23 protein-coding genes and 2 pseudogenes are annotated in these 25943 nt (G+C 43.5%); 4 read left to right on the top strand and 21 right to left on the bottom strand.

Annotated elements, in window-relative coordinates; genetic code table 11:
* Positions 1-80: 80 nt before the first annotated feature.
* The 10 genes from ONT08_RS09050 to ONT08_RS09005 form a co-directional block, all read right to left on the bottom strand.
* Complete coding sequence (locus ONT08_RS09050; RefSeq protein WP_119235962.1) at positions 81-668, bottom strand: IMPACT family protein; 588 nt, start codon at positions 666-668, stop codon at positions 81-83.
* Positions 668-2002, bottom strand: coding sequence for a DUF1015 domain-containing protein (locus tag ONT08_RS09045; protein ID WP_264959744.1), 1335 nt, complete (start codon positions 2000-2002; stop codon positions 668-670). Before ONT08_RS09045 ends, ONT08_RS09050 begins: the two co-directional genes overlap by 1 nt.
* A 127-nt stretch (positions 2003-2129) precedes the next feature.
* On the bottom strand, positions 2130-3047 hold the full coding sequence (locus ONT08_RS09040) for an NAD(P)-dependent oxidoreductase (RefSeq protein WP_118139440.1): 918 nt from the start codon (positions 3045-3047) through the stop codon (positions 2130-2132).
* Positions 3048-3106: 59 nt separating this feature from the next.
* Positions 3107-4177, bottom strand: a complete 1071-nt coding sequence (serC, locus tag ONT08_RS09035; protein WP_118200441.1) for a 3-phosphoserine/phosphohydroxythreonine transaminase — start codon at positions 4175-4177, stop codon at positions 3107-3109.
* 286 nt (positions 4178-4463) lie between these two features.
* Complete coding sequence (locus tag ONT08_RS09030; RefSeq protein WP_264959743.1) at positions 4464-5783, bottom strand: DEAD/DEAH box helicase; 1320 nt, start codon at positions 5781-5783, stop codon at positions 4464-4466.
* Between the two features lie 97 nt (positions 5784-5880).
* Positions 5881-7107 carry a tetratricopeptide repeat protein gene (locus ONT08_RS09025; RefSeq protein WP_119235960.1) on the bottom strand — a complete coding sequence of 409 codons (1227 nt, stop codon included), beginning with the start codon at positions 7105-7107 and terminating at the stop codon, positions 5881-5883.
* Between the two features lie 23 nt (positions 7108-7130).
* Positions 7131-8240: a DUF6057 family protein gene (locus ONT08_RS09020; protein ID WP_118200438.1), complete on the bottom strand. Its 1110-nt coding sequence runs from the start codon at positions 8238-8240 to the stop codon at positions 7131-7133.
* An 11-nt stretch (positions 8241-8251) separates the two neighbouring features.
* Positions 8252-10351 (bottom strand): alpha amylase C-terminal domain-containing protein, encoded by a 2100-nt coding sequence (locus ONT08_RS09015; RefSeq protein ID WP_254973864.1) that lies wholly within the window; start codon positions 10349-10351, stop codon positions 8252-8254.
* A gap of 63 nt (positions 10352-10414) precedes the next feature.
* A complete protein-coding gene (locus ONT08_RS09010; RefSeq protein WP_118200437.1) occupies positions 10415-10858 on the bottom strand; it encodes a YhcH/YjgK/YiaL family protein in 444 nt (147 codons plus the stop codon).
* A gap of 174 nt (positions 10859-11032) precedes the next feature.
* Entirely contained in the window at positions 11033-12112 is a 1080-nt protein-coding gene (locus tag ONT08_RS09005) for a phosphatidylinositol-4-phosphate 5-kinase (RefSeq protein WP_264959942.1), read from the bottom strand.
* A gap of 272 nt (positions 12113-12384) precedes the next feature.
* Between ONT08_RS09005 and ONT08_RS09000 the strand changes: the two genes are divergently transcribed.
* On the top strand, positions 12385-13092 hold the full coding sequence (locus ONT08_RS09000) for a LytR/AlgR family response regulator transcription factor (protein WP_117586740.1): 708 nt from the start codon (positions 12385-12387) through the stop codon (positions 13090-13092).
* A gap of 33 nt (positions 13093-13125) precedes the next feature.
* Here ONT08_RS09000 and ONT08_RS08995 read toward each other — a convergent pair whose 3' ends face one another.
* Positions 13126-13788 carry an HAD family hydrolase gene (locus tag ONT08_RS08995; RefSeq protein ID WP_233399869.1) on the bottom strand — a complete coding sequence of 221 codons (663 nt, stop codon included), beginning with the start codon at positions 13786-13788 and terminating at the stop codon, positions 13126-13128.
* Positions 13789-13890: 102 nt separating this feature from the next.
* Positions 13891-14400: pseudogene (locus ONT08_RS08990) on the bottom strand (carbohydrate-binding module family 20 domain-containing protein); the annotation flags it as partial.
* A gap of 335 nt (positions 14401-14735) precedes the next feature.
* Between ONT08_RS08990 and mltG the strand changes: the two are divergent.
* From mltG to ONT08_RS08975, 3 genes are all read left to right on the top strand, one after another.
* A complete protein-coding gene (gene mltG / locus ONT08_RS08985) occupies positions 14736-15788 on the top strand; it encodes an endolytic transglycosylase MltG (protein WP_264959742.1) in 1053 nt (350 codons plus the stop codon).
* 150 nt (positions 15789-15938) lie between these two features.
* Positions 15939-16211: an ACT domain-containing protein gene (locus tag ONT08_RS08980; RefSeq protein ID WP_006849014.1), complete on the top strand. Its 273-nt coding sequence runs from the start codon at positions 15939-15941 to the stop codon at positions 16209-16211.
* Between the two features lie 12 nt (positions 16212-16223).
* A complete protein-coding gene (locus ONT08_RS08975) occupies positions 16224-17588 on the top strand; it encodes a PFL family protein (protein WP_117586738.1) in 1365 nt (454 codons plus the stop codon).
* A gap of 109 nt (positions 17589-17697) precedes the next feature.
* Here ONT08_RS08975 and ONT08_RS16500 read toward each other — a convergent pair.
* From ONT08_RS16500 to ONT08_RS08930, 9 genes and pseudogenes are all read right to left on the bottom strand, one after another.
* A pseudogene (locus ONT08_RS16500) lies at positions 17698-18214 on the bottom strand (group II intron maturase-specific domain-containing protein); the annotation flags it as partial.
* Positions 18215-18423: 209 nt separating this feature from the next.
* Complete coding sequence (locus ONT08_RS08965; RefSeq protein WP_117586737.1) at positions 18424-19911, bottom strand: xylulokinase; 1488 nt, start codon at positions 19909-19911, stop codon at positions 18424-18426.
* Positions 19912-20015: 104 nt separating this feature from the next.
* The gene (locus ONT08_RS08960) at positions 20016-20369 is read right to left on the bottom strand and encodes a hypothetical protein (RefSeq protein WP_117586753.1); all 354 of its coding nucleotides are present in this window, start codon (positions 20367-20369) and stop codon (positions 20016-20018) included.
* A gap of 106 nt (positions 20370-20475) precedes the next feature.
* Positions 20476-20772: a winged helix-turn-helix domain-containing protein gene (locus tag ONT08_RS08955; RefSeq protein ID WP_022121836.1), complete on the bottom strand. Its 297-nt coding sequence runs from the start codon at positions 20770-20772 to the stop codon at positions 20476-20478.
* Positions 20773-21041: 269 nt separating this feature from the next.
* Positions 21042-22802: an aspartate--tRNA ligase gene (gene aspS / locus ONT08_RS08950; RefSeq protein ID WP_118200434.1), complete on the bottom strand. Its 1761-nt coding sequence runs from the start codon at positions 22800-22802 to the stop codon at positions 21042-21044.
* 171 nt (positions 22803-22973) lie between these two features.
* Complete coding sequence (locus ONT08_RS08945) at positions 22974-23423, bottom strand: hypothetical protein (RefSeq protein ID WP_118200433.1); 450 nt, start codon at positions 23421-23423, stop codon at positions 22974-22976.
* 50 nt (positions 23424-23473) lie between these two features.
* Positions 23474-23863, bottom strand: coding sequence for a hypothetical protein (locus tag ONT08_RS08940; protein ID WP_118200432.1), 390 nt, complete (start codon positions 23861-23863; stop codon positions 23474-23476).
* A 57-nt stretch (positions 23864-23920) separates the two neighbouring features.
* Positions 23921-24463, bottom strand: a complete 543-nt coding sequence (locus ONT08_RS08935) for an RNA polymerase sigma factor (protein WP_182429210.1) — start codon at positions 24461-24463, stop codon at positions 23921-23923.
* A gap of 20 nt (positions 24464-24483) precedes the next feature.
* The gene (locus ONT08_RS08930) at positions 24484-25839 is read right to left on the bottom strand and encodes a L,D-transpeptidase family protein (protein ID WP_264959741.1); all 1356 of its coding nucleotides are present in this window, start codon (positions 25837-25839) and stop codon (positions 24484-24486) included.
* Positions 25840-25943: the final 104 nt, after the last annotated feature.

Genomic DNA, 25943 nt, shown 5'->3' with positions numbered 1-25943 from the left:
AAAAGAGGGTGTATCATAAATTAATGATTCACCCTCTTTTTGTTTACCCAGCAGTTATTCATTTGTCTGTCAGTTATCTGCTATTCAAACGACAGCATTTTCAGACGGGAACGTAACTGCTCAGCCTCGCTCTTTCTGATAGAAAGTTTGATGCTGCAAGTATTATCGAAAGTCTGATCCAGGATACGCGGATTCATATCTTTGACTATCCTCATCACATCATTCATCATCGGATAAGTAAAATCATAGGTTACTATTTCCTCTATCTGTTGCGTAACCTCCTCACAATGAGCCAAAGCATCAATGGCAGCTTCACGATAAGCAACAATGAGTCCGCTGGTTCCCAATTTCACTCCTCCGAAATATCGGATGACGACAATTAAGATATCCGTCAATTCTGATTTCGTGATTTGGCCGAGGATTGGTTTTCCTGCCGTAGAAGAAGGTTCACCATCATCATTGGCACGGAACTCTGTCCGTTCAGGACCTAGCATATATGCATAACAACAATGTCGGGCATCGTAATATTTCTTACGGTACCCGGCAACAATTACCTTCACCTCGTCAACAGTTGTAACATGGTGAGCAAAGGCGAGAAACTTACTCCTTTTCTCGGTGTAATATCCCTCGCCTATCGTATCTGATATAGTCTTAAATTCGTCTATCATTAATCCAACTTGTGAATAATCAAACCGCTACGCAACTTAGGTTCAAACCAAGTTGCCTTAGGTGGCATAATCTTACCACTGTCAGCGATGTCCATAATCTGCAGCATAGTAACCGGATGCAAAGCAAGTGCCATCTTCATCTCGCCGCTATCCACACGACGTTTCAACTCACCGAGACCGCGAAGACCGCCCACAAAATCGATGCGCTTATCAGAACGCAAATCCTTGATACCCAGAATTTCATCAAGAATCAGGCGAGATGAAATATCCACATCAAGCACGCCGATTGGATCAGCATCATCATAGGTTCCCGGCTTGGCAAACAAACCGTACCATTTACCATCCAGATAGAGGAGGAAAGAATGGAGAGCTGCTGGTTTCAGAATATCCAAGCCAAACTGGCTGATAGCATCATCAATAGCCATCTTTTCATAGCAAGGAATGCCCTCTTCATCACCAGATACATTCACATTGATTGCATCAATAACTATCACCTCGAAATTCTTTGTCAAAGCATCGAGGAACTGATCAGAAGTCAGACCGTTCAAATCCTTCACAACTCGGTTATAATCGAGAATGGTAAGCTGACTTGCCTGGAAACAAACTGCCATAAAGTAGTTATATTCCTCCTTACCTGTATGATTAGGATTCTGCTTAGCTTTTTCAGCACCTACCAGAGCTGCTGCTGCAGAACGGTGATGACCGTCAGCAATATAAAGGCTAGGCATCTTGGCAAATTCCGCTGTAATTGTGGCAATATCCTGATCATCGCTTACAACCCAGAACTGATGACGGAAGCCATCAATTGGAGCAATGAAATCATACTCCGGCGTTGTTGCTGCATAACGCATCAGAAGTTCGTTAAGCACCTCATTATCAGGATAAGCGAAGAATACTGGTTCGATATTGGCATTGCATACACGCACATGCTTCATACGGTCTTCTTCCTTATCGCGGCGTGTTAGTTCATGTTTCTTGATGACACCCGTCATATAGTCGTTTACATACGCACCTACCACAAGACCATACTGAGTCTTGCCATTCATAGTCTGTGCATAGATATAATACTGTTCCTTATCATCCTGTTTTAACCAGCCATTCTCCTGGAACTTTCTGAAGTTCTCTGCAGCGCTTTCATAAACGCGAGGATCGTATTCAGAAGTACCTGGTTCGAAATTGATTTCAGGTTTAATAATATGATAAAGGCTCTTCTCGTTATCGCCTGCCTCGGCACGTGCTTCCTCAGAATTGAGAACATCGTAAGGACGAGACTCAACTTGCTCAACTAAATCTTTTGGGGGACGAATACCCTTAAATGGTTTAACTATAGCCATAATGTTTATTGATTTTAATGAATAAAAGCCCACAAAGGGCAAGTCTATCATGAAGTCTGTAAAGATAAAAAGCCCATAAAGGGCACTAGCTAAAGCACCCTCTATGAGCTTTTTTATATCCTAATTTTTATTTATTTACTTGATATTTTGTGCAGCCATCAGCAAAGAACGCATTGATCTGCTTAGCTGCTGCAATACCGGCATTGATATTTGCTTCAGCAGTCTGTGCACCCATCTTCTTAGGAGTTGAGAAGTAGCGACCCTCGAACTTGGCAAAGTCTGCATCAGCATCAGGCTTGATATCAGTGATGAACTTCAAGTCCTCTCGCTCAGCAAGAAGTTTCAGGAGCTCAGGCTCATTGATAACCTCCTTACGCGCTGTATTGATGAGGATGCCACCCTTAGGCAACTGGTTTACAGTCTTGTAATCGATGCTCTTGATAGTCTCTGGAGTAGCAGGGATATGAAGAGAAACGATGTCACAAGTCTGGAACAACTCATCCTGTGACTTTACAGCATGCACACCGGCAGCCTCGATAACATCAGCTGGGCAGAATGCATCGTAAGCAGCTACTTCCATGCCAAATCCCTTGGCGATGCGAGCCACATTTCGACCAACATTACCGAAAGCAAGAATACCCAGTTTCTTACCCTTCAACTCGCTGCCAGCCTTGCCGTTGTAGAAATTACGTACAGTAAAGACCAACAAGCCGAATACCAACTCAGCTACTGCGTTAGAGTTCTGACCAGGAGTATTCTCAGCCACTACATTATGAGCAGTAGCAGCAGCAAGGTCGATGTTATCATAACCTGCACCAGCACGAACGATAATCTTCAGGTTCTTTGCTGCATCGAGCACCTCGGCATCAGCCTTGTCAGAGCGGATAATCATCGCGTCCACATCCTTCACTGCATCGAGAAGCTGAGCCTTCTCTGTATATTTTTCGAGTAGCACCAATTCATTGCCTGCTCCCTCTATTTCTTTCTTAATGCCTTCCACAGCAGCCGCTGCGAATGGCTTTTCTGTTGCAACTAATACTTTCATATTTGAATCCTTTAAGAAACAATTATCGCCAAGGATAATTTTCAATTATTAATTATCAATTAGTACTTAGCTTCAAATTCCTGCATTGCCTTGACGAGTGCCTGAACACCCTCCCTAGTCATTGCATTGTAGCAACTGGCACGGAAACCACCAACAGAACGGTGACCCTTGATTCCAACCATACCACGCTCTGTTGCGAAGTCTAAGAATGGCTTTTCAAGTTCCTTGTATTCATCGTTCATTACGAAGCAGATGTTCATCAAAGAACGGGATGCTTCTTCAACAGTACCCTTGAAGAGTTTGTTGCGGTCGATTTCAGCATAAAGAACTTCTGCACGTTCGTGAGCACGCTTGTCAGCAGCCGCAACACCACCATTAGCCTTCAACCAGCGGAGATTCTCCATCAAGGTATAGATAGGAACAACAGGAGGAGTATTGAACATACTGCCCTTCTCTACGTGAGTACGATAATCGAGCATAGTAGGAAGCTCGCGAGGAGCCTTGCCGAGCATATCATCCTTTACGATGATAACAGTAACACCTGCCATAGAAAGATTCTTCTGAGCACCTGCATAGATGGCTGTATACTTAGAAACATCTACTGGACGGCTCATGATATCTGAAGACATATCAGAAATCAATGGTACGTTTACATCTGGATCAACACGGAGTTCAGTACCATATATAGTATTGTTGCTTGTTAAATGCAAGTAATCACAATCGGCTGGTACAGTGTTAGGAACCTGTGGATAGAAAGTAAAATTGGCTTCGGACGATGATGCGATCTCCACGACCTCACCAAAATGCTTCGCCTCTTTCATTGCCTTCTTAGCCCAAGTGCCAGAATTAATGTAGGCAGCCTTCTTGATGAGGAAGTTTGCTGGAATCTGCATAAACTGCAATGACGCACCACCACCAAGGAAGATTACGGAATAACCCTCAGGAATGTCAAGAAGCTCCTTGAATAAGGAGACTGCCTCATCAACTACTGGCTGGAAATCCTTAGCACGGTGGCTGATTTCCATCAATGAAAGACCTGAACCATTAAAATCCAAAATCTGCTTTGCTGTGTTCTCAATCACTTCGCGTGGAAGCATTGATGGACCTGCGTTAAAATTGTACTTCTTCATCTTTGTATAATTATTTAAGTTTTATACGATATAATCCTGTTAGCAGGAAAAATTAGTGCACAATACACCCATATAGGATACATAGTAAACCTTTGGATTGTATTTACGACTGCGAAATTACACTTTTTATTTGAAACTACCAAATTTTTCTGCACATTTTTAGCGTTTTGCGCAGATTTCTTTCATTATGTTAGTCATTTTAGTATAATAACTGCATATTTATGTCTATTTTTACAATTATTATACATTAGCAAGCAACAAAGAAAAGATAGCAGCAGTTTGTCAACTACCTTACCTCTTCCACTATCGTTTTGACACCTTTTATCTTTTCACCCTTAACATTATTCAGTAAGCTACGTAACTTCGTTCGGGAAATGGCAGCATAAGCATAACGGTCATTGACATCAATCTTGCCGATTTCCGTCGACTGCAGCCCACCCTTCTTGCAAAGGAAGCCTAAGATGTCACCCTTGCTAATCTTATCCTTCTTTCCTTTACCTATATATATAGTAACCATCTTAGATTTAGCTGGCGCAGGAAGCTGATCAGCAGCAGGCATCTCGTAATCCTCAATTTCAGCATCCACATATTCCGGAATATGCTCTTCAGGACCTAGCAGGAAGAAAGCCTTGCCCTGGGCTTCCCATCTTGCCGTACGTCCTACACGATGGATATAACCATCTTCGCTCTCCGGCATGTGATAATGGATAATATTATCTATATCAGGAATATCAAGTCCGCGCGAAGCCAGATCCGTACTCACCAGGATATTGGCACTACCGTTGCTGAAACGATAGAGAGAAGCCTCGCGTTCCTTCTGTTCCAATCCACCATGGAAGAAAGAGGTAGAAAATCCCTGCTCTACCAGATATTTGTTGGTACGCTCTACACTGTCGCGATAATTGAGGAATACAATGGTACTCTGATTGCCTAAACTGCGTAGCAAAAGTGACAGACTCTCCAGTTTATCCTTTACCGGACTATCCACCTTATATATATGTACACGGTCAGGAACCTGATCTTCATCCACACGGTAATCTATCTTTTCTACCCTACCCATGTGTACGAAATGAGGAATCTCCTCCGCCTCGGTAGCAGAAAGCAGGAAATGTCGACGCAAGCCAGGCAATGACTTAATCAGTCGGCTCATTTCGTCCTGGAAACCCATCTCCAGGCACTTGTCAAACTCATCAATCACCAGGTATTTTATATGATATGGAGAAAGATTTCCCTTATCCAGATGATCATTGAGACGACCCGGAGTTCCAAATACAATCTGAGGACGAACCTGTTTCATCACACGATGCTCATCCATCGTAGCACGACCGCCATAGCAAGCCATCGCACGCAAACCGCTGCCCATATTCTTCAATACGTTAGCCGACTGCAAAGCGAGTTCTCTACCAGGAGTTACCACCACCACCTGTGCCTCGTCATCAGTTGTATCTATAAGTTGGGTAAGAGGCAGAAGATAAGCCAGTGTTTTTCCGCTACCTGTTGGCGAAAGTACTACCACATCCTTGTTCCCGTGCAAGATTGCCTGCATAGAATCCTGCTGCATATCATTGAGCTCAATGCCCAGTTTATCTAAAATTCTGTCTATCATAAATTTCTAATAATCAATTTCTAAAGAGAAGTTTTCTTTTATTAAAAAGAAGTTTTCTTTTCAAGAGAAGTTTTCATAAATTCCTCATCATGAGGCATTATTTCTTTTTCTGATTGAGCAGTTTGTCAATCTCATCAAACTCCTTACCCATGTTCAGGTTCAGATAGATGGTATATAGCGGCAAAGCCCACTGGTCCTGCATATCGGGTGCCATCGTTCTGTACTTCTGCAGATAAGGCATCGCACTGTTGTAAAGTCCGTCTATCTCCTGATGAGTTTTGCGGGATTGCTGCAAATTCTTATCCTTTTCAACCGCCTGATTGAAATAAGCCAAACCTATATTATAATAAGCACCAGCTAAAGAATCGTTCACAGCAAGTGCCTTTTTGCACACTTCGATACATTGCTTGAAATCACCCATATTCAAGAGAATGGTTCCCTTGGTAAAGAGATAGATATCATTGTCGGGAGCTATCGCCAGCGCCTTATCTGCTACGGCGAGTGCAGAATCGAGTTGGTTTTCCTGCGAATAATACTCTACCAGACGCGGGAAGAAGAACGGGAATTTCGGATCCCGCTCAAAACCTTCCTTCAAGGTCGAGAGATAGCGCGCAGTATCCTTCTCCAGTTTGTAAGTCTCTGCCAGATACTGTAACATATAGTTATAATGAGCCGTATCTTTCAGCGCCTCATAAGAATGATGAAGCGTAGCTTTGGTATCTTTCATCTTATATCCGGCATATACAGCCCAATAAGCTGCCGAAGAAAGATATTTGTCTTTCTGGGCATGCTTATAAGATTGGAACATCGGGGCTGTACTGCACTCTATGTACTGGTCAAAGAACTGATAAGCCTCCTTGTATTTCTGCTTCCTGATAAACCAGGTTCCTCCGTTATAGAGGTTCGGACGTATCCTGTTCAAATATTCAGAATGAGACTTGCGGAAATCAAACTCACATTTTCCTTTCTTGTTAGGAATCATCTCAACGGAATCAAGTCCTTGGGCTATAACGAAGAGCTGTCGGGTTGCATTGAAGAGTTGGGCTGTATCATACGCCTGTTTGAGGTAGAGTTTCTCATTACCCTGTTCATACTGCTTCTTCACAGCATCGAAGAGAATATTCCAAATTTTCTTGTTATTCCGGTTGGCAGAATCCGTCAGGAGTTTGCGCATACTGGATTCGGCCTTCGCCAAATCCTTGCCAGCCTTTACCAGATCTTTGGCTGCAGAAATCTCCTTCTTCTGTGCCTGCAACCCTAATGGCGCCAACAGAAGAAAAGCTATCTGTAAAACCCATAAGTTTCTGAATATCTGTATTTTCATATTAATCTCCTAAATTAAAACTTTTATTTGTTTCCATACTCATAATAATACCAGTAGGTATTTCCATAAGTATCCCGAAGAGCATTCTGCTTTTCTGTCTCATTAGCATATTTGTGATCCATCTGCTGGAAATCCTCAAAGTCTGTATCCATCACATTATCGTGATAAACGATACTTGGATTACTGCGGCGATGCGTATAAAGAACCAACGCTTCCTTATAATGAACAGGCAGTTTGCCCGAAGTTACTTTGTAATGTTTCTGCACCTCTGCTACGAACTTGTCGAGTTGCTTGTCTAGCAAGAGTGCACAAAGCTGATAGTCAACAGGCAGACGATACTTGAGATGATGTTTAACCATCCATGCCGAAGGTTTCTGCATCCATTTTGGCGCCTTCCACATCATAGCCTTCACGGTTACGCTATCCGGCATCATCGCCTTACTTCCACCTACCAGCGGATAAGTAAAGAGACGGCTGCCCAGCTCGCCTGTTTCGTTGAGACAGGCTATACGGAGCATCGTCAGCGAAGAATCTGTTTTCAGAGATTTTTCACCTACTTCCAAAGCTTTTTCATACTGTTTTTCTTTCATCAGATGTTCCATGCGCATACGTTCATGAAACAGCCGATCATTGCTAGCAACAAAGTTGACAAGCAATATCATCACCAGCATCTGGAGCAGATTCACCCACATATAGCGGGAGAACCAGCCGTTGCTGTGAGGATCTGTTTCTATCGGCTCCAATTGGCGGGCTATCCATATCAATCCACCCCAGAGAATCAGGCAGAGTGGCAGGATAATCCACCACGCCCCCAATGAATGATGAAGGTCGATATCAACGGGAATATCGGTAATCATCGTCAGGACGAGGAACGAAGGGAAATAAGTAAGCCCGTGGAAACGGCGTTTCACACGGGTTACCGCGTACACTCCCACTTGCAGCAGATAGAGTACGAGTGTAATAAGCAGTGGAGCTAGCGTGTAACTATAGTTGGTCAAACCGCCTGAGAAAACATGCTGAGCCACAGCCAATACGTCTGCCTGGTAAAATGCCAGGTAGACGTAGGTAAATGTGATAAAGATGATAGCACAGGCGATTTGCATCTTCGCCGTACTACTCCTTTTATTTTTCATAAATCAATCTGTTAATTTTTCTTCAGCACCAAAGCTGTACGAGCTGGCAGATAAAGCTTCAGCCACTCCTTACGGTCTTTCACATAAAGTGGATCGTAGCTGGTCAAATGAGTCATCGTGTCATCATTCAAGCCATTGCCGCCGAAATCCTTGCAGTCTGAATCAAGCACTACGCTGTAGGAACCGGTTGGAACCAGGAAGCCATAGTCGGTGAAAGAGCGGGTTGGCGAGAAGTTAAACACGAAGAGCAGATCGCCACGCATAAAGGCGAGAACCTGATCGCCATCATTATGCCAGATTTCTACAACTGGTGTCTTGTTAAAATTCTTTTCGCTTGTAATCGTCTTGAGCATTTCTCGGTCGAAATCTCCAAGATAGTGGTAGCAGAGTTCATGATTATCTACCAGATTCCACTGTCTGCGGGCGTATTTATGGCTCCAGCCATTACCCTCGCGAGGGAAATCAATCCACTCTGGGTGACCGAACTCATTACCCATGAAGTTGAGATAACCGCCATTGATTGTAGAGGCGGTAACCAGACGGATCATCTTATGCAGAGCAATACCACGATGAGCCATTTCGTTTTCATCACCCTTCTTGAAATGCCAGTACATATCTGCATCAATCAGACGGAAGATGATAGTTTTATCGCCCACCAATGCCTGGTCATGACTCTCACAGTAAGAGATGGTCTTCTCATCCGAACGGCGGTTCTTTACCTCCCAGAAGATGCTGGATGGTTTCCAGTCCTCATCCTTCAGTTCCTTGATGGTCTTAATCCAATAATCTGGAATATTCATCGCCATGCGATAGTCAAAACCATAACCGCCATCCTCAAACTTGGCTGCCAATCCCGGCATTCCGCTCACCTCTTCGGCAATAGTAATGGCATGCTTGTTAACCTCATGAATCAGACAGTTGGCAAGGGTAAGATAGCAGATGGCATTGTCGTCCTCGTGACCATTGAAATAATCTCCGTAGTTGCAGAATGCCTCACCCAGACCATGACTGTAATAGAGCATGGATGTTACACCATCAAAACGGAATCCGTCGAAATGGAACTCATTGAGCCAATACTTGCAGTTGCTCAAAAGGAAGTGGATGACTTCATCCTTTCCATAGTCGAAGCAGAGGCTGTCCCAAGCCGGATGCTCATGACGATCGCCAGGATAGAAATACTGGTTAGGATCGCCAGCGAGATTACCCAGTCCTTCCACCTCATTCTTTACGGCATGAGAGTGAACGATATCCATGATGACGGCAATACCATTCTGGTGAGCTGTATCAATGAGATCCTTCAACTCTTCAGGAGTTCCGAAGCGGCTACTTGCAGCAAAGAAGCTGCTTACATGATAGCCGAAGGAGCCATAATACGGATGCTCCTGGATAGCCATAATCTGAATACAATTGTAACCATCCTTGATGATACGTGGCAACACATTCTCCTTAAACTCAGTGTAGGTACCAACCTTCTCTGCATCCTGCGCCATACCGATATGGCATTCATAGATAAACAGCGGCGCCACATTTGGTCTGAAGGTTTTCTTCTTCCATTTATATGGTTCCGGATTCCATACCTGAGCAGAGAAAATCTTGGTCTGGTCGTCCTGCACCACACGCTGTGCCCATGCAGGAATGCGCTCACCTTCTCCACCTTCCCAGTGAACTTTCATCTTGAAGAGATCGCCATGTTTCATCGCTTTCTCCGGAAGTTTGAGTTCCCAGTTGCCGGTATTCTTTATTCTTTTGGCACGATACTTTTCAGTTTCCTGCCAGTAGTTGAAGTCACCTATCAGATAGATGTCTTTAGCATTAGGTGCCCACTCCCGGAACACCCATCCACGGGCAGTCTTATGCAGTCCGAAATACTCGTATCCATTGGCAAAATCGCTCAATGTCTGTTTGCCGTTATTAGTCAGCTGACCGAGTTTCCAGAGTGCATGGTCGTGTCGGCCCTTGATGGCATCCTCATAGTCTGCCAGATATGGGTCGTTCTTCACGAGTCCGATATGCTTTACCACAGCCTTCGCTGCCTTTTTTGCAACTGGTTTCTTTGCAGTTGCTTTTTTAGTTGCAGCCTTCTGGGCTGTAGTTTTCTTTTCTGTTGCCATATATCATGATTTTAGATGGTTACTCTATTATTCTTCTTTAATTTTATCTTGAAGATTTCTTCTTTAATTCTTAATCTTGAAGATAGCCTTGTGGATATCACCACTACCGATGCATGGCTGATGACCATCTTGTGGCCAGAAGATAGCAAACTGACCTGGCTTGCAGGTAACGAGCGTCTGCGCTTTCACACCAGGATACTTGGTTACATCCTTAGCCTCGTTATATTCCACTTCAGGAAGATCAGCAAGAGGAGTATAGCCATAAGTCTCCTCGTTGTCAAGAGGGATCTGAATATCAATCATCTTGCGATGTGTTTCAAAAACAGCATCTTCCTCGCTTTTTCCGTGAGCTGTCGTTATGTTAACAAAGAGGTTACCCTCCTTGATAAAATGCTTACCGTCCTCCAATTTAGAGAGGTCATTTTCCTTGATAAACTTCACTACATCAGCGAAGAGCGGATTGAGAGAAACGTATTTCTCCAGATTGTCTAAAGTATCTACTACCATAATTCTAGTTTAAGCTTTGAGATTTGAACATTTACTTTTAACTTTGAGATTTGAAAACAGAACATTCAATATTCAACATTATAATATATTCTTTTTTCTCATTATTTAAAATATAAAGGTTCTCTATCTCGTTATTTTATAATTTCTTTGTATTTTTCTAATTTTCTGAAGAGATTAGTCTTCAAATCGTTTGCCGTTTTCGTAGGCTCCCTTGGCTGTAACCTGTCCGTTGCGGTCTTTTTCTACAAATCTTCCGTCACGCACATCGTTATGGTAGGTTCCTTCGAAACGCTTACCGTTTTTATCTTCTTCTATGCAAGGTCCCTGGCGCTTACCTTTGTGATAGGCACCCTTGAATCTTCTGCCATCAGCATAAAGAATCACGACATTACCATCTACCAGACCGTTCTTGAACTCACCTTCAAACACGTCGCCGTTCTTCTTGGTCAGTTTGCCCCTGCCGTTCTGCAGATCATCCATCCAGTCACCTACATAGATATCGCCATTCTTCCAGATGAAGGTACCCTGACCGGTACGCAGGCCCTCCTTAAACTGTCCGTTATACTTGGCGCCCCTTGCAGAGCGGAAGATGCCTATACCCGTGCGTTCTCCCTGCACATAATCGCCTTCATAAATGTCGCCATTATGAAATTTATAGATACCCTTTCCGTCCTGGATATCATCCTTCCAGTCGCCGATATACACATCGCCATCAGCATATTTGAAAGTACCTTTTCCTGAGCGCTGGTTGTCTAGCCACTGACCGTCATAAGTAGTTCCGTCTCCCCAGTTGAAGAAGCCGTTTCCATTCTTCATATCGTTCATCCACTGGCCTTTATACTGTGCGCCATTGGCATAAGTATAAACGCCGCGTCCCTGACGCTTGTCCTTATACCAGTCGCCGTCATATTTATCACCATTATAATAGAACATGACGCCATGACCATGCTGGTAATCGCGGAACCAGAGGCCTACATATTTGTTGTTGTTCTGGAAATAGTAGGTGCCTTTACCATGCTGCTGGTCCTGCATCCACTGTCCCTCATACTTTTCGCCATCACTGAAGGTATAAACGCCATAACCTTCGCGCTTACCTTTCATATAAGAGCCTTCGTAGGTATCCCCATTCTTATAGATGGTAGTACCTTTTCCCTGCGGCTTTCCGCTCACCATTTCGCCTTTAAACTGACCTCCGTCACGGGTGATGCAAGAGCCTAGCGAAATCTTCTGGGCTGAGGCATCAACCGATGCCATAGCCAAAGTCAAGGCAAGGAAAAAGCACTTGCTCCGACAGGACAATTTGGTATGTTGTTTCTTATTGTATTTCATATTCTACAGTTATAGTCTGACTTATCAATCTCCAAAATTACGGTTTTTTCCTCAAATAGCCAAATAGATTAAACAAATTTAAGGTAAAATCATGAAAATAGATTTTTATCTGAAAAAATCTGCAGCTTGAAACAATAAACAAACACATTTTTCGTTTTTACGAAAATCGAGAATAAAATCACTAAAACAGTAAAATTATGATTTTAAATTGCGCCATCATAGATGAAGATCCGGAAGCTTTGCAACTCCTGGAACAGTATATAGAAAAAACTCCGACCCTGCATTTGATCGGAGCCTACAAAAGTGCGATAGATGCTGTAGACGGCATCCATCACAACCATCTCGACATACTTTTTCTCGCCATCCACATGCAGCAAATCAGCGGTCTGGAATTGGCAAAGGTTGTACCCAAGAACGTGAAGATTGTCTTCACCACCGCATTCAAGGAGTATGCCATCGAAGCCTACAAAGTGAATGCATTCGACTATCTGCTCAAGCCCATCACCTACGATGACTTTATGGGATCATGCCAGAAAGTCTTCGAAAGCTACATGCAGGACGATAACTACAACCCTATCAAGCGCGACGGTTTTCTGGTGGTAAAACGAGATTACAAATGCGTAAGAATCCCGATAGATGATATTCTGTTTGTTGACTGCGACAAAGACTACATCCGTTTCCATCTTGAGGGCAGGCCTAACATCAGAACCCTGGGCAACCTCAAACAGTTGGAAGAAAGGCTGCCAAGAGAAAAATTCAAGCGTGTACACCGTTCGTTCCTTGCCAACATGACAAAGTTTGATACGGTAGACCAGCAGCACATCACCTATGGCGACCGGAGCATTCCTATCTCAGAAACCTATTTTGAGTTTATCAAGAAATACCTGGAAGACCATTCTCTATGATGGTCTTCCAGATAGTTTTATCCTACCTTAACCTTATAATATCTGCAAGGGTGATGATACCAGGATAGAAGCTCCATGTGCCAACAGGAAATCGTGATCTCTGAATCCCCAAAGAACAGAGATACAAGGCATTCCGCTGTTCTTTGCCGTCATCACATCCACGTCGCTGTCGCCGATATATACCGCCCTTTCTCTATCCGCATGCAGCTGTCGCAAGGCTTCGTTTACGGTATCTGGAGCCGGTTTTTTCTTGATATTTTCCCGTTCTCCTATCGCTACATCGACCAGGTCGCCGAAGAAATGGCGGCAGATTTCCTGTGTAGCAGCATAAAACTTATTGCTTACCACCGCAATGTTCTTTCCCCTGTTTTTCAGTTCCTCCAGCATCTCCATTACGTCAGGATAAGGCTTCGTGTTATCCATATTGTGTACCATATAATGCTTGCGGAAATCCTGCAGGGTTTTCTCAAACTTCTCGTTCTCCAATCCTCCCGGCACGGCACGTTCCATCAGTTTCTTCACCCCGTTTCCTACAAACATGCGTACCTCCTCCAGCGTACGTTCAGGCATCCCGTTCAGTTTCAGCGCATAATTGCAGCTTGCAGCCAGGTCATGGAGAGAAGAAATCAGGGTGCCGTCAAGATCAAAGATATAGGTATCGAAATTGAACTGGGCATGAGGCGGAACCCTCTTGATACGGAAGTCGCCGCCATGGAGCACATAAACATCCTGATGATATACGCGGAGTTCACCTTGAGGAACTCCCTGTCCACCAGCCTGTTCATCACCCGAAACACCAAAGGTTCTGTTATCTCCGAATTCCCATCTCTTCAGTTTCTGGGTCTGTGCATCAATCACCACATATTTATATTCTATCGGCGCATCAATGGCCTGCACATTGACAGAGATTTCCCAGTCCTTTTCATGATTGTTCTGCATCTGCAGGAAGTGGGCAGGATTCCATTTGCCCAGCGTAGGATGATTACCCAACAGAGCCACAGCCTCACCCTCATAGAGTTTCGGGGCATGAATTTTGAAGATGATGGTACGGTCGAAAAGAGGCAGACGGGTCGGATTGACATCAGTAAACTTTACCTGCTGCTGCAATACGAAGGCATCTTTTTCCACATAAGGGTTATCCTCCTCCAGCCAATAGTCCTGGAAATAGAAATTCTTGCTCTCATCAAAAACATATTGGCGGGCAGAAGCGAACGATTCTCTGCGCAGCACCTTTCCCTCAGCATCTTTCACGCAGTAGCAGTAAGCCACAGCCACGAAAGGATGATGGCGGTTCTGCCTTGACGCCATTTCCACCTCCCAGCGATAACCGTCCCGGGTGGTCATCGGCAAGTCCATCGTATCTTGATAGCCGTCAGCGGCGGCAAAAGTTAATTCTACATGCAGGGCATGGCCCCACTTGGCAGCATACGCTATCGAAAACTTCATTTTCATAATCCTTTTATAATAATGTGCCCGAAAGCACCCATACACATGTTGATTCTTAAAGTCAAGTGCAAAGGTAACAAAAAAGCAGACACAACGGATAAAGAAAGATGACAATTAACCTATTTTAAATTCCTATACTTTGCTATTTCCCATTTTTACTGTACTTTTGCACCCGAAAAATAACAAACAAGAAGAATATGAAAAAGAAAAAATCATTTTCTAAGCTCTATCTGTATGGTGCTATAGGCTGCATCGCAGTCATCGCCATCGTGGGTTACATCTATTGTTTCTCTTCCTTCTCGAAGAGCAGCAACACCGAGTATGTTTACATCGACAGCGATGATAACATCGACTCTGTATACAACAAGCTCCGCCCATTTGCCAAGAGCATTCCGTTCCAGGCATTCAAGACCCTGACCCTCCATTCCGGCTATGCCGATCATATCCGCACAGGTAGATACGCCATTGCTCCAGGCGACGGTGCCCTCAAGACATGGCGCCACATGAAGAACGGTTTGCAGGAACCGGTTAGCCTTACCATCCCTTCGGTACGCACGCTCGACAAACTCTCTGATGAGATTGGCAAGAAGATGATGTTTGGCAGCAACGACCTCTACCATGCCCTGCGCGACGAGAGCGTCTGTCAGAAATACGGTTACGATACTGCCACCATCGCCTGCATGTTCGTACCTAACACCTACGATCTTTACTGGAACATCTCGGTAGATAAATTTCTGGAGCGCATGAAGAAAGAAAGCGACAAGTTCTGGAACTTTGAGCGTACCGAAAAGGCAAAGGCTATGAAGCTGACACCGGTTGAAATCATCACCCTTGCCAGCATCGTGGACGAAGAAACAGCCAACAACGGCGAGAAACCGATGATAGCCGGCATGTATTATAACCGTCTGATGCTTCGCAATGCCGAATATCCAGAGGGAATGCCATTGCAGGCCGATCCTACCATTAAATATGCGTGGCAGCGATTCGACCTCAAGCGCATCTACAACAACCTCCTGTCTATCAAGAGTCCGTATAATACCTACAAGAAACCAGGTTTGCCACCGGGTCCCATCCGTATTCCGAGCGTAGCAGGTATCGATGCCGTCCTCAACCATGTGCATCACGATTACCTCTACATGTGTGCCAAAGAGGATTTCAGCGGCACTCATAATTTTGCCCGCACTTACGATGAGCACCTGCAGAATGCAGCCAAATATTCTAAGGCACTCAACGAAAGAGGTATCAAGTAAGATAAGGAAACAAGAAAGGTAAAAATGAGTCAGAAAACTTGCAAAGCGTTAGTGATTTTACAAGTTTTCTGACTTTTTATTTGGTAGTCTAACAAAATAGTTGTAAATTTGCAGCCGAAAACTTACCAATTTAAAATAAGGAATAAATACATGAACAGAACGATTATTACAGTAGTGGGCAAGGATACCGTTGGTATCATCGCCAAGGTATGTACCTATTTGGCAGAGAACAGTATCAACATCTTGGATATCTCTCAGACCATCGTACAGGAGTATTTCAACATGATGATGATCGTAGACATGGGCAAGATGCAGAAAACTTTCGAGGAAGTAGCCGATGAACTCACCAATGTTGGTAAGGCTATGGGCGTGCAGATCAAATGCCAGCGCGAGGAAATTTTCAATATGATGCACAGAATTTAAAAAGCAAACAATATGATCAATATATCTGAGGTTATCGAAACCAATAAGATGATAGAGCAGGAGAATTTCGATGTGCGTACCATCACCATGGGTATCAACCTGTTGGATTGCGCATCTACCAATCTCGATGAGCTCTGTCAGAACATCCATAATAAGATTACACGTCTAGCAAAGAACCTGGTGAAGACCGGCGAAGAAATCTCCAAGGAGTTTGGTGTGCCTATAGTCAACAAGCGTATCTCCATCACTCCTATCTCGCTGGTAGGCGGTTCTGCCTGCAAGACTACCGACGATTATGTAAAGATTGCCAAGACCCTCGACCAGTGTGCCAAGGAGCTTGGTGTCAACTTCCTGGGCGGCTATTCTGCCATCGTAAGCAAGGGTATGAGCAAGAGCGATGAGCTCCTTATCCGTTCTATCCCTCAGGCGATGGCACAGACCGATTTTGTCTGCAGTTCTGTCAATGTGGGTTCTACCAAGACCGGTATCAACATGGATGCCGTTCGACTGATGGGCGAAATCGTAAAGGATACAGCCGAGGCAACCAAGGACAGAGGTTCTCTGGGTTGCGCCAAGCTCGTTGTTCTCTGCAATGCGCCAGACGACAATCCGTTCATGGCTGGTGCCTTCCACGGTGTTTCTGAGGCCGATGCGGTAGTGAGCGTTGGTGTCAGCGGTCCGGGCGTTGTAAAATATGCATTGGAGAAGGTGAAGGGCGAAAGCTTCGAGGTTCTTTGCGAAACCATCAAGCGCACAGCCTTCAAGATTACCCGTGTAGGTCAGTTGGTAGCTAAGGAGGCTTCACGCCGTCTGAACGTTCCTTTTGGCATCATCGACCTTTCATTGGCTCCTACCCCAGCTATCGGTGATAGTGTAGCCGATATTCTCGAGCTCATCGGTCTTGAGCATGCCGGTGCTCCTGGTACCACAGCAGCTCTTGCGCTCCTGAACGATCAGGTTAAGAAGGGCGGTATCATGGCTTCTTCTTATGTAGGTGGTTTGAGCGGTGCCTTCATCCCTGTCAGCGAAGACCAGGGCATGATTAACGCTGTAGAGGCAGGTGCGCTGACCATTGAGAAACTGGAAGCGATGACCTGTGTCTGCTCAGTAGGTTTGGATATGATTGCCATCCCTGGCGATACTCCAGCCACCACCATTTCTGGTGTCATTGCCGACGAGGCTGCCATCGGTATGGTTAACCAGAAGACTACCGCCGTACGTATTATCCCTGTTGTGGGCATGAAGGTAGGCGACAATGTAGATTTCGGCGGCTTGCTCGGTCATGCTCCAATCATGCCTATAAACCCATTCAGTTGCGAGGCATTCGTGAACCGTGCCGGTCGTATTCCGGCTCCAATCCACAGCTTCAAGAATTAAACTGTTTTGATTCAAAAATCGAGTAGGAGGAAAACGAAATAGTTTTTCTCCTACTTTCGTTTTCCGTCCTCTCACACCACCGTACATGCGGTTCCGCATACGGCGGTTTCTATTTTGGGTAACATTCGAGGTATGAACCCGTCAATGTAACATAGCTTGCCATGCTCAACTTTTCACTGGTTATCGCACGACATAGTATGTAACTACCAGCTATGCGCCAATAACCCAAACGACTATTGCCCCACATGTAAGCTTGGTATTTATCTATACCACACTTTATCAAGTTGGCAATTCTCGTTTTCACCCTCTTCCACGACTTCCATATACACATACGTAGCCGTCCCCTTAGCCACTCATCAATTTCAATGAGGAAACGTTTCATGTTGGCAAGGTGACAGTAACCTACCCACCCCTTATGTACTTTCAAGTTTTTGCTTCCTCTTGGCATATCCCCAACCATTGCTTCGGGAAGTCAACTCCTTGAGTTTGGCTTTCATCTTGGATTTGGCTTTTGGGTGTACCGTGAGTTGGCATTTGCCTTTCATTACATAAAAGAAGTAACCAAGGTATTTCACACCTTGCACATAGGACACAACTGTCTTGTCCCTGTTCACCTTCAGATGAAGTTTTCATTAGTTTTAGAATTCAAAAACAATAGTATCCAGGATATAAAGATACTCAGAAACATCAACTACAGATATTTAAATCCAATCTTTAAATAAGACGGAAGCTCCCCCAACAGTCAAAAGAATCGGGGGAAAAATAAAGGGTGAGACTTCTCCCACCCTTTATCTGATATTATAAAAAAAGTTTGTCTAAAGTAAATTACAAACGTTTAAAGTTTTTTCACCTCTTCTTTCCATGCAGAATAAGCCTCGAGATAAGCAGAACGGTTAGCCTCATCAGGATCTATGACTGCAAGTTTCTTCAATGAAGCAAAAGCCTCATTATGATCCTTATAGATACCGGCACCAATACCAGCACCCTTAGCAGCACCTGCACTACCATCTGTCTCATAAAGTTCGATAGTAGCACCACTCACACCCGCCAACGTATCACGGAACAACGGACTGAGGAACATATTAGCCTTACCTGCATGAATATTCTTGATATCCATACCCATCTGCTGCATGATTTCCATTCCATAGCAGAAACTGAAGACGATACCCTCTTGTGCTGCACGAACAATATGAGCACGATTATGCTTATTAAAGCTGATGCCACGAATAGAACAACCAACTTCCTTATTCTCTAATACACGCTCAGCTCCATTACCAAATGGGATAATCTTAACACCATCACTACCTATTGGCACAGAAGCTGCAAGATCATTCATATCCGCATAGCTTACATTTGGAGTGATATTTCGATGAACCCACGCATTCAAGATACCAGTTCCATTGATACACAACAATACACCAAGACGGTCAAGGTCTGTAGTATAATTAGCATGAGCAAAAGTATTGACACGGCTCTTTGGATCATAGTTAACATCACCCAATACACCATATACAACTCCTGATGTACCTGCAGTACTTGCAATTTCACCCGGATTGAACACATTCAGACTCACAGCATTATTTGGCTGGTCACCCGCACGATAAGATATTGGTGTACCTTCTTTCAGACCAAGTTCTTCAGCTGCCGCTTTACTTACTACACTCTGTACAGAGAATGTAGGAACAATATCAGCCAGAATGCTTTCATCGAAGCCAAAGTAATCAAGCAGGAATTTAGCAGGCTTTTTCTGGTTGAAGTCCCACATCATACCTTCAGAAAGACCACTGATAGTAGTCTTAACTTCACCTGAAAGTTTCATTGCCAGATAATCACCAGGAAGCATAATCTTATCTATCTTATCAAACAGTTCCGGTTCATTATCCTTTACCCAAGCAAGTTTAGATGCAGTAAAGTTTCCAGGAGAATTGAGCAGATTACGCAAGCAGAAGTCCTCACCTAAATCATGAAAAGCCTTCTCGCCATAAGGTACGGCACGAGAGTCGCACCAAATGATACTAGGACGCAAAACTTGCTGATTCTTATCAACACAAACCAAGCCATGCATCTGGTACGAGATACCAATAGCAAGGATATCTTCACCCTTGGCACCAGATTCTGCCATGATTTTCCTGAGCGCCAGCTTAGCATTATCCCACCACATCTGAGGATCCTGCTCTGCCCAACCGGTCTTTACAGCCATAATGGGTGCTTCATGATCCGGATAGAATGCAGAAGCTACGATTTCTCCATTGTCAACATCAGTAAGCGAAGCCTTTACAGAACTTGAGCCTACGTCAAAACCTAATAAATATCTACTAGCCATAGTTTATTCGTTTATATGTTTATTGTTTAACTTTTATCAGTTTTTATAAAGTCTACATATATTATACGAACATACTACAACATTCCCCTCATAAAAAAAATAATTTAGAACATATTCTCATCAAAAAGACTTTGAGGAGCACTATCATCAGCCTTACTCTCTTCTTCATTACTATTTTCTAATACAGAAGAAGAAAAATTGAGCATCAGTTGCTGTACTGCCTTTGAATCAAAATTAACATGATATACACCATACCCCTTACCTTTTTCTATAAGCGATTGTGGGTCTTTAGCGCATCTGGTGAGATATTGCGTAACATAGCTATGAACATCCTTGTAATTCAGAGGTGTAAAAATCGAATTACAGGAATTATATACATGACGAGCTATTTTTTCTACTTTCAACCCTTTTGCACCCGCAGCCAAAAGAACATTGAATATCTCCTGATCAAGTTTCATATAATAATCATAACATTCGTCCTCTTTCAAGAGAGAAGACACAAAAAGAAAAAACCGCGGTTACTCACTTACAAGCAACCGCGGCTCTTTGATAAATAAACCTTATTTAAGCGAGAGCAACCTTGTTGTCCTCATCTTTAATCTTACCCTCTTTGAAGAGCCAACCGATACCAAGGATTACATCCTCTGTACTGATCTTAGCAGCCTTAGCAATTTCTGCTACTGTGAGAGCCTTTTCTGAAGCTGCCAATGCCTGATATACATCACCAGCTCTAAAACCTGCGTTCTCTGCGTTCAAGTAAAGAACGTCCTTCTTTGCTGCAGGAGCCTTCTTTGCTACTGGAGCCTTCTTTGCTGCTGGCTTCTTTGCAGCAGTCTTAGTTGTCGCTTTCTTTTCTACCATGTTTTAAGAATTTTATGATTCTATTGAGCCTCATTTCGTCAGCTCAACCTTAATATCTGCTGCAAATTTATAACTTTTATTTCGAAATAGTGTTAGAAAAATAGAAAAAACTACTACTTATAAACAAAAGTGCTGCATTTCTTGATTTACGTCAAGAAGCGCAGCACTTTATTTACTAAAAATCAATTACTTATTATAAATCATTGAATTTTTCTCAAGGCATTTTACGCATACTCTTTTATGGAGTGAATACCTTCGTTTCTCTATTTTTATTCAGCCTTCAAATCAAGTTTGATCTCCAATTCATCCAACTGCTTAGGGTCAAGTTCAGAAGGAGCATCGAGCATAACATCTCGACCAGAGTTGTTCTTTGGGAAGGCAATACAATCGCGAATACTGTCGAGACCAGCCATAATGCTGACGAAACGGTCCAAACCGAAAGCAAGACCTGCGTGAGGTGGTGCACCATACTTGAAAGCATTCATCAAGAAACCGAACTGGGCCTCAGCACGCTCTGGAGTAAAGCCGAGAACCTCGAACATCTTCTCCTGCAACTGAGTATCATGGATACGGAGAGAACCTCCACCTACTTCGATACCATTGCAAACAAAGTCGTATGCCTTGGCACGAACCAGCTCAGGATGCTCATCGAGCAATGGGATATCATCAGGATTTGGCATAGTGAATGGATGGTGCGTAGCCATCAGGCGCTGCTCCTCATCGCTCCACTCAAAGAGAGGGAAGTCAATAATCCAAAGACACTTGAATACGTTCTTATCACGAAGACCAAGACGATCACCCATTTCCAAACGCAAAGAGCAAAGCTGAATACGTGTCTTGTTAGCATTATCACCGCTCAAAATCAAAACAAGGTCACCATCCTTGGCTCCCATTACGGTCTTGATTTCAGCAAGTTCCTCTGGAGAATAGAACTTATCTATGCTACTCTTTACAGTACCATCAGCATTATACTTGATATATACCAATCCTTTGGCACCGACCTGAGGACGCTTAACAAAATCGGTCAATTCGTTCAACTGCTTACGGCTATAATCAGCACAACCTGGAACACAGATACCGCCAATATACTTAGCCTCATCGAATACAGAGAAATTACCCTTACCTGTGAAAGCATCTTTCAACTCAACAAATTCCATACCGAAGCGCAAGTCTGGCTTATCGCTACCGAAACGGCGCATAGCATCGTGCCAGGTCATCTGCTCCAACTTAGGAAGTTCTACACCACGAATCTCCTTAAACAAATGGCGAGCCATTTCCTCGAAAAGGTTAATGACATCATCCTGATCAACAAAACTCATTTCACAGTCAATCTGTGTAAACTCTGGCTGACGGTCAGCACGAAGATCCTCATCACGGAAGCACTTGGCAATCTGGAAATAGCGGTCGAAGCCAGCAACCATCAAGAGCTGCTTTAAAGTCTGAGGACTCTGTGGAAGAGCGTAGAACTGACCTGGATTCATACGGGAAGGAACAACAAAGTCGCGGGCTCCCTCTGGGGTACTACCAATAAGAATAGGAGTTTCAACCTCCATGAAGTTCTGTGCATCTAGGAAGTTACGAATCAAGATGCACATACGATGACGCAACTCCATATTTTTGCGCACTGCAGGACGACGCAAATCAAGATAACGATACTTCATACGGATATCATCACCACCATCAGTATTATCTTCGATAGTGAAAGGAGGGGTCTGACTCTGAGAGAGGACATTGAGTTCCTTCACCAGGATTTCGATGTCACCAGTATCCATTTTAGGATTCTTACTCTGTCGTTCACTTACTACACCCTTTATTTGAATGCAGAATTCACGACCTAGCTTGTTAGCTGCATCACACAAGTCTTTGTTATCAGCCTCATTGAAAACCAACTGTGTGATACCATAACGGTCGCGCAGATCGACGAATGTCATACCACCCATCTTTCTTGAGCGCTGTACCCAACCGGCAAGTGTCACTTTCTTGCCGGCATCAGAGAGACGTAACTCTCCACACGTATTACTTCTGTACATACCTTATTATATTATATTATTATTTTCCAAAGTGCAAAAGTACAACAAATAAAGGAAAGGACAAAATAAAATCGCGAAAATATTATTAAAAATATCTTCGCGACCCTATTAATGTGACCAAAAGTCACATAAATACATATTAAATAGTTTTATCTCTACTTTTTTAGAGATTTATTTCTTCATCCGTCTGAATGCCTGCCGATGGAACCGTTCCTCTGCCTTGATGACACTGAACACCTTATTAGGTGGCAAGATGGTCATAAATCTAGAATGATACTCTTGCTGCAACTGTTTCAGCTGAATATCCAACTCATCCTGTCTTCTGATAGCATCGGCACATGCCTCATTATCATTCGGATTCACATGACGGAATCGGCGCATTTCATCGAATATCATACGCATTTTCTTACCCATCTGTCTATATACCGGGAAGAATTTAGCAGCTTCTCTCGGCGTAAGACAGGCATTAGTCGTAATAAACTGTTCTAGTTCTGCCTGAAACCTTTTAGGATCAAATCCATCATGATGTTTTCTACCCTGAGGCTGTGAAGCAAGTGAAACCAGGCTAATCATCAGCATAGCTAAAAGCGCAAGAAACCTATGTTGCATTATCTTTCTCATACCTTATCTTTTTTTAATCTTTATCTGTAGACAAAAAGAAATACCAACCATTAATTTTCTGCAATCAGCGATGCATAGATAGTTTCATTATCCATCATCGTATAATCGGCGATCTCATTAAAAGTAGCATCTTCATTATTATTCACAGCAGCTTTCTGAACCATATGGTCCACATGTGCCATAGCAGGCTTACTGCTTCCCGTATATTTCAGCGCCAGTACCGAACCACCTCCCATCACAGCCAAAACAGCAACAGCCGCCGCAATCTTTCGAATCGGCATACGCTGCCATAAGCTAGGCTGCATGTGAATGATGCGGGGATCCTGCTCCGGCAAATTTACCATCACCCTATCCGTCAGCTGGTCGAAATAACCAGCCGGCACTTGGAAATGGTTTTTCTTACCAAAACGGCTATTCAATATATTGTCTTCTTTTAACATATTCCTCATACCTTTCTTTTATACTTTATTAAATAGACGAAAACTAACCGAAAAGGTTTAATCCTTACGATTGAAAAAATCGGTTATTTTTTTCACTGCAAGATGATAGGAAGCTTTCAGAGCGCCTTCGCTTGTTGACAAAACCTTGCTCATCTCTGAATATTTCATATTATCATAATATTTTAGAGTGAAAACTGTGCGCTGTACATCGGGCAGTTGGGCTACAGCCTCTTGCAATTCTGCCTGAATCTGGTCTCCGTCAAAATAATCGTCTGCCAGAAGACGTGAAGCCAAACCCGGCTCGTCTTCGGTACTGACATTTACCATCTGCTTCTTGCGTCTCAAGAAATCAAGCGCTTCGTTAATTGCTATACGGTAAAGCCATGTTGAGAGCGAAGACTTTCCCTGAAACGAATCCAGATTGGTCCAAGCCTTGACAAAGGCATTCTGCAACACATCATCAGCATCATCATGATCTATAACGATATGGCGAACTTTCCAATACAACGGCTCGCTATACTGACTTACCAGTACAGCAAAGCCTTCGCGTTGGGTCTTAGGATCCTTGAGCATCGCCAAAAGTTCTTTATCCTTCATCATTGCTTTTATAAATGTGTTGTTTATAGATATTTCCTCAACATATCGAATATTACCGCATCAAATCCATACACATCAGAATATTCAGCTATTCTGCCTCCCGCAAACGGATAGAGCGTATAATAGGTTATGAAGAGAGGTACTTGTGGATTCACTTTTACGTTGCTCACAACAAGTTTTTTATTGGCAAGCGAATCTGCAGTCATCGAATAGTATATTTTTTCCTTCAGTTTCTTATTTTTATCAGCCAATAGGAAGACTGCGAAATCGTAAGGTTTTTCTATTCTGACGCATCCGTGTGAAACGCCTCTATCTTCTCGTCCGAACACTCCCTTGCTGTTAGTATCGTGCAGGAAGACAGAGAAATTATTATCAAAACGGAAGATGATTCTTCCCAGAGCATTCCCCTTTCCGCCCCGCTGGGCGATGCCATAAGCACCAGAAATAAGCATAGATCGAGTTACTCTGTCTAAGTCAACCTCCTTACCAGTTGCCACTTCCCTCACATAGTAGTTGCGCGAATGAAAGTAAGCATGATTCCCCACCCGGTGTATCATATCATGGAGAACGATACTACGAGGAACAAACCATTGAGGATTCAACTCCATACGTTTGATATGACTGTTCAATATCGGGGTTTTGGTTTTACTGGCTCCACATCCTATGCGCATCGAGAGCGTATCCTGATGATCAATAGCCATCAGATGGAACGATGGTATATTGACAACCACATATTTTTCGTGTTGCCAGGGATTATTATACTGTCTCCAGCGGCAACGTTCCATGTTGCAGAGAATTTTGATTCTCATCGCCTTGCCCAGTCCTCCAGCCTTCAATTTCTCCAGCAGTTGATAATAGAAAGGATTCTTAGGCTGTACTTCTTTCAGGAAGGAAGCCACCGAGTCACATCTAACCATTTGCATAGCCTTCTGATAGAACGCATCATCTGCATGAGCCATTTTTACATCAAACAGACCTCTGAACCTAACGGGTCTCTTGATACTATCATAAGGATTGGGAGCAAGAGTATCTAATCGGTTGAAGACAAAACTGGGATTCATAAATCCAAAATTCTGCCCCATCGTATATCTGAAGTAAACTTTGGTCAAGCGATACTCCAGTCGGGCTATCACTTGATTTATCTGATTATCAGCTGAATCTAGATTTAAATCTCGTAACCTGTCAATATCTCGGGCAATAGCATCCACATAGAACCGACGTTTATCAAATCCCATATCCGCTACAGTACGCAGGCAAGTCACCAGGGAGTCAGCCTGACTATTTACCCCATGACGTGTAATCCAAAGCAGATTACCTTCATTCTGATAATAGCGACGGGTATGCAAATCAGCAGCATGTCGGTCTTTATCATTTCGCATGATGCTGTCTATCAGATTCCTTACCGCCCTCGAATTGATAGCATAGGCAGAAGAACGTAAGTCCTGATAATCATCTAACGATAATTGGAAATTGCTGTTTGGCA

Source organism: Segatella copri, from assembly GCF_026015465.1.
Taxonomy (GTDB): Bacteria; Bacteroidota; Bacteroidia; order Bacteroidales; family Bacteroidaceae; genus Prevotella; species Prevotella copri_E.
The sequence above is the reverse complement of the archived record's forward strand: the minus strand, read 5'-3'. Positions and strand labels throughout refer to the sequence as shown.

Excerpts from the sequence above, each read along its gene's own strand:
- ONT08_RS09050 (WP_119235962.1), bottom strand. The coding sequence starts at position 668 with ATGATAGACGAATTTAAGACTATATCAGATACGATAGGCGAGGGATAT.
- ONT08_RS09045 (WP_264959744.1), bottom strand. The coding sequence starts at position 2,002 with ATGGCTATAGTTAAACCATTTAAGGGTATTCGTCCCCCAAAAGATTTA.
- ONT08_RS09040 (WP_118139440.1), bottom strand. The coding sequence starts at position 3,047 with ATGAAAGTATTAGTTGCAACAGAAAAGCCATTCGCAGCGGCTGCTGTG.
- serC (WP_118200441.1), bottom strand. The coding sequence starts at position 4,177 with ATGAAGAAGTACAATTTTAACGCAGGTCCATCAATGCTTCCACGCGAA.
- ONT08_RS09030 (WP_264959743.1), bottom strand. The coding sequence starts at position 5,783 with ATGATAGACAGAATTTTAGATAAACTGGGCATTGAGCTCAATGATATG.
- ONT08_RS09025 (WP_119235960.1), bottom strand. The coding sequence starts at position 7,107 with ATGAAAATACAGATATTCAGAAACTTATGGGTTTTACAGATAGCTTTT.
- ONT08_RS09020 (WP_118200438.1), bottom strand. The coding sequence starts at position 8,240 with ATGAAAAATAAAAGGAGTAGTACGGCGAAGATGCAAATCGCCTGTGCT.
- ONT08_RS09015 (WP_254973864.1), bottom strand. The coding sequence starts at position 10,351 with ATGGCAACAGAAAAGAAAACTACAGCCCAGAAGGCTGCAACTAAAAAA.
- ONT08_RS09010 (WP_118200437.1), bottom strand. The coding sequence starts at position 10,858 with ATGGTAGTAGATACTTTAGACAATCTGGAGAAATACGTTTCTCTCAAT.
- ONT08_RS09005 (WP_264959942.1), bottom strand. The coding sequence starts at position 12,112 with ATGGCATCGGTTGATGCCTCAGCCCAGAAGATTTCGCTAGGCTCTTGC.
- ONT08_RS09000 (WP_117586740.1), top strand. The coding sequence starts at position 12,385 with ATGATTTTAAATTGCGCCATCATAGATGAAGATCCGGAAGCTTTGCAA.
- mltG (WP_264959742.1), top strand. The coding sequence starts at position 14,736 with ATGAAAAAGAAAAAATCATTTTCTAAGCTCTATCTGTATGGTGCTATA.
- ONT08_RS08980 (WP_006849014.1), top strand. The coding sequence starts at position 15,939 with ATGAACAGAACGATTATTACAGTAGTGGGCAAGGATACCGTTGGTATC.
- ONT08_RS08975 (WP_117586738.1), top strand. The coding sequence starts at position 16,224 with ATGATCAATATATCTGAGGTTATCGAAACCAATAAGATGATAGAGCAG.
- ONT08_RS08965 (WP_117586737.1), bottom strand. The coding sequence starts at position 19,911 with ATGGCTAGTAGATATTTATTAGGTTTTGACGTAGGCTCAAGTTCTGTA.
- ONT08_RS08960 (WP_117586753.1), bottom strand. The coding sequence starts at position 20,369 with ATGAAACTTGATCAGGAGATATTCAATGTTCTTTTGGCTGCGGGTGCA.
- ONT08_RS08955 (WP_022121836.1), bottom strand. The coding sequence starts at position 20,772 with ATGGTAGAAAAGAAAGCGACAACTAAGACTGCTGCAAAGAAGCCAGCA.
- aspS (WP_118200434.1), bottom strand. The coding sequence starts at position 22,802 with ATGTACAGAAGTAATACGTGTGGAGAGTTACGTCTCTCTGATGCCGGC.
- ONT08_RS08945 (WP_118200433.1), bottom strand. The coding sequence starts at position 23,423 with ATGAGAAAGATAATGCAACATAGGTTTCTTGCGCTTTTAGCTATGCTG.
- ONT08_RS08940 (WP_118200432.1), bottom strand. The coding sequence starts at position 23,863 with ATGTTAAAAGAAGACAATATATTGAATAGCCGTTTTGGTAAGAAAAAC.
- ONT08_RS08935 (WP_182429210.1), bottom strand. The coding sequence starts at position 24,463 with ATGATGAAGGATAAAGAACTTTTGGCGATGCTCAAGGATCCTAAGACC.
- ONT08_RS08930 (WP_264959741.1), bottom strand. The coding sequence starts at position 25,839 with ATGCGAAATGATAAAGACCGACATGCTGCTGATTTGCATACCCGTCGC.